The following is a 3,723-nucleotide window of genomic DNA, read 5'->3' as shown; positions in this document are numbered from 1 at the left end:
TACGTCGGCGGCACCTACGACCGCACCACCGGCTGGATCAAATACGGCCAACGCTGGTACAACCCCACCACCGGCCGCTTCACCACCCAGGACACGTACTCCTTCCTCGCCGACCCCGCCAACGGCAACCGCTACGCCTACGCAGGCGACGACCCCATCAACAACACCGACCCCACTGGCAAGTTCTCCCTCTCCTTGGGCGGTGTAGTGGGAGCCGTCGTCGGTGGAGCCACCTCAGCGGCGTTCGACGGATTCTTCGGACCGGTCCTGGGGGGTGCCGCATCCGGTTGCTTGAGCGGGTCCGTTACCGCTCTGATCGACGGTTCGTCGGTCAGCGAGGCGTGCGCTGAGGGAGCAACGCTGGGTGCCGTCTCGGGAGGGGCCGGAGCCACCGTCAAATACGCGAAAAACGCGCTGCGCAGCTCGTAGTCAGACAGCCACCAGGAGGAGCAATGAGCACCTACAGGACCAGAGTCGTTACATGGTTCGCAGCCATATCTGTAGCCATAGTTGCCATGTTCCTGTTTGTTCCCTGGGCCCAGGATGAACTGAACAAACCAGTTCGCGTCACAATTGCCATTTTTCTCCTCGTAGCGATCCTTGCCTCGATTGTCTGGGTAGGCCGCGGACGGCGCAGCAGAGAGTAATGCCAAAGATGCCATAGGGGTGATGGGGACCAAGTCCCCATCACCCCTTCTTCGACGGGTTCTTCCCGAAACTCCTTGCGGCGGCTTAATGGCTCTTTGCGGTCAGTGCGCCGCTGGACCGTCTGAGGGCAAGGCTGCGTGGCATACCCGTGGGGGTCCTTCGACGGACCCATGCACCACCGGGAAGTCACACCTGTCATACCCGCCCCAGTTTTCTTCACTTGTGCCGAAAAGCATTGGCCGCCGTCACGGGTGGAATTCATCAACCAGTCCACGGTCACCTCCACGGTCTACCAGTACGACCCCTACTGCACCTACCAGACCACCACCGCCACCGGATCCGCAGCGGCCCAGAACCCCCTACCGCTTCGTCGGAGGGACCTACGGCCGCACCACCGGCTGGATCAAATACGGCCAGCGTTGGTACAACCCCACCACCGGCCGCTTCACCACCCAGGACAATCTGTCGTTCCTCGCAGACCCCGCTCAGGGCAAGCGTTACGCCTACGCCGGCGACGACCCCATCAACAACACAGACCCCGCCGGAAAGAATATTCTGGGCGATCTCGCCGATGGTCTGGACAAGATCAAAACTGTCTACGACATCGGCACAAACATCCGCAGTGGCAACTACGTGGGTGCCGTGGCCTCGCTGGCTGGAGAGGCTGCGGGTGCCATGACAGGTGCGACCTGCCCATCGATAGCAGCGGGATTCGGAGTAACAACTGGCGTGGGCGGACTGGTAGCAGGCACTGGCTGTATCGTTGCCGAAGGATTTGCCTCCTACGCTGGCGAGATTTTGTCAATAGGGAATTCGGCTAAACGGCAAGAGGTCGAATTCATATAGAGAGGAGATTTGGCGATGATCGGATTCGTCATATTTGCGACCGCACTTGGGCTAATCTTCATCGCCTTGGCTCTTTTCGCCACAAATGGACCTGCCAAGGCGGCCACTCGGCATAGTGGCGAGGTGGCAGGAAAAACTCTCAAGTTTGTCAACCGCACCCTTTTCATGTGGGTCGGTGTTCTCAGTCTCGCCGCCGCTATCTATGCCTTGGTCGCGGGAAAGCGTTAGTAGAAGAGCAGTGAAATCCAGCTAGGGTGGTGTTCCCTTGCAAGGGAACACCACCCTGGTCAGGGGCATCGTGACGCTTACGCCGACCGATCGCATGACATCAAGCTGAGGCTCTGGTTGCACGCCTGTCGAGTCGTATCGGAAGCGCCATCAAGCGAAGCCGGGGCTACGGTCTGCTTTCTTCGGAATGTGTCGATATCGTACGACCGGCTCGGGTGTCGTGCAGGGTGGGCGACAGTTTCGGTCACGCGATCTAGTGTCCTGAGTCGGTAGTTCACTTGCAGTTGTAGGCTAGGTCGGTGCCTGGTCCTAAGCCGTTGCCGTTGGACTTGTCTGCTCACGAACGCCGTGTGTTGCGGGGCTGGTTGCGCAAGCAGACCGCCTCTCAGACGCTGGTGTTGCGGTTGAGGATCGTGTTGGCGTGTGCGGAGGGCCGCTTGAACGCGCAGGTTGCGGATGACCTGGGTGTCTCTCGGGAGACGGTGCGTAAATGGCGGTCCCGGTTCGTCGCCGGCCGGCTGGAGGGTCTGGTGGACCGGCCTCGTTCAGGGGCGCCGCGAAAAATTACCTGTCGCAGGTCGAACTGCTCCCAACGCTCGCGTGTGAAACCCGCTAGGAAGTTCCGCGCTTCCTGTTCGCCCAGGAACGCGGCCCGGTCGCTCTCCGACTCCTGAATCTGCCCCTCCAGGTCGGGAAGCATCTGGAAGAAGTCAGCCGGGCTAGATCGTCCCAGCGTTGTACGCCTCTTTGAGAAGGCGCTTCCGCTCCAACAAAGAGTCGAGAGTGCCCTGTTCGTGCCAGATCCGAATCTCCGGCCTCTTGGCCGCGTACTGCTCCGAGAGCACCTTCAGGACGAGTTCGATGATGGCTTCATCCACCTTGTCCATCCGCCGGGCGAGACCGCGACAGTTGGACGAGTTGCACGAGTAGGCGCCATGCGGCGTCCTTTGGGTCACTGGGTTCCCGACCAGGGTAGACGCGCAGATCTCACCTGACGGGTTCACCCTGCCGCACCGCAGGAAACCAGACAGTTGGTACTTCCGAGTCTGCTGCACTTCCTTGCGGCGGGCGGCTCGCGACCCCCTTGCTGGCGGCCGGCCTGATGCAGGGGCTGCGGCGCTGCGAGGTCTGCTGGGGCGCTCATGCCCGGCTAGAGAGAGGAGTTCGAAGCTCCACGCGGAGTCGGATCGAGGTGTCGATGGGCAGTCCCGTGGTGGAGTAGCGAAGCTCCTTCGAGTAGTTCGCAATGAGGTCGAGATCCCGCAGCTGCCGCTGCAACTCGGAAGCCAGCGCTTCGTCCGTATCAGGGACGAGTTCGCCTTCTTCCTGTTCGGCGAGGTACTCCAGGTGTTGGTCAATGGCGTCCACCGCCCGGCGGCTGGTCCAGTTGGCGAAGTCGTAGCAGCCGAACAGATAGGCGTGCGCGGCATCCAACGTCGCAGTTGCGGCCGCCTCGTCCGCGTCATCGGGGCCGTCCTGCCCGTCGTTGTGGCAGTACTCACTGAGCATGTACTCGGCGACACCGCGCTTCACCGCCGAGAATGCCGTCGTGTCACCGAGGACGCCGTCCCATACCGAGTTCAACAGGGGGCGAAGGCCCACGGTGAACGGCGCCTGCTCGTCATCGGGCAGGGCCTCGTGCCAGCTCATGAGCCGTTCCGCAACGCCAGCAGTGAACACGCCACGTTCGCCGGTCGACGCCGCCTTCAGCCGCTCCTCCACCAGTACCGAAAGCTCCTGCCACCTGTCCATAGGAGCCGTCCCCGAGTCGTGAAACCAGCGTGCTCACGCTGCCAACCTCGATCATCGCATTCACCACGGACAACGCATCAGGCGCGGATCCCTGGCACGAGTTGCGGGATACAGCTGACACAGCTTCCCCGTCCACGGACCAGATCAGCTGAGACTAAGGACTGTCCCGCAACGTTGAGGCGGGTGGTTGAGTGACCGATAGGTTCGCCGCATATCCTCCTGTGGTGCAGCTGCCCCGGGACTCGTCGA

At 61.8% G+C, this 3,723-nt stretch carries 6 protein-coding genes; 4 read left to right on the top strand and 2 right to left on the bottom strand.

Annotation, left to right across the window (positions count from 1 at the left end):
• The 4 genes from ACZ37P_RS38390 to ACZ37P_RS38375 form a co-directional block, all read left to right on the top strand.
• The coding region (locus ACZ37P_RS38390; RefSeq protein WP_467351140.1) for an RHS repeat-associated core domain-containing protein at positions 1-429 on the top strand (429 nt) is incomplete at its 5' end.
• A gap of 441 nt (positions 430-870) precedes the next feature.
• The gene (locus ACZ37P_RS38385; RefSeq protein ID WP_467351139.1) at positions 871-1,494 is read left to right on the top strand and encodes an RHS repeat-associated core domain-containing protein; all 624 of its coding nucleotides are present in this window, start codon (positions 871-873) and stop codon (positions 1,492-1,494) included.
• Between the two features lie 15 nt (positions 1,495-1,509).
• Positions 1,510-1,722: a hypothetical protein gene (locus tag ACZ37P_RS38380; protein WP_401856464.1), complete on the top strand. Its 213-nt coding sequence runs from the start codon at positions 1,510-1,512 to the stop codon at positions 1,720-1,722.
• Between the two features lie 299 nt (positions 1,723-2,021).
• The gene (locus ACZ37P_RS38375; RefSeq protein WP_467351137.1) at positions 2,022-2,396 is read left to right on the top strand and encodes a helix-turn-helix domain-containing protein; all 375 of its coding nucleotides are present in this window, start codon (positions 2,022-2,024) and stop codon (positions 2,394-2,396) included.
• A 45-nt stretch (positions 2,397-2,441) separates the two neighbouring features.
• On the opposite strand, the gene ACZ37P_RS38370 is transcribed toward ACZ37P_RS38375, so the two are convergent.
• Together ACZ37P_RS38370 and ACZ37P_RS38365 are read right to left on the bottom strand one after the other, a co-directional pair.
• The gene (locus ACZ37P_RS38370) at positions 2,442-2,600 is read right to left on the bottom strand and encodes a hypothetical protein (protein WP_467351136.1); all 159 of its coding nucleotides are present in this window, start codon (positions 2,598-2,600) and stop codon (positions 2,442-2,444) included.
• Positions 2,601-2,862: 262 nt separating this feature from the next.
• A complete protein-coding gene (locus ACZ37P_RS38365) occupies positions 2,863-3,474 on the bottom strand; it encodes a hypothetical protein (RefSeq protein ID WP_401308844.1) in 612 nt (203 codons plus the stop codon).
• Positions 3,475-3,723 lie beyond the last annotated feature (249 nt).

This window comes from Streptomyces sp. NPDC024632 (genome assembly GCF_055559175.1).
This window is presented reverse-complemented; position numbering and strand designations above follow the sequence as displayed.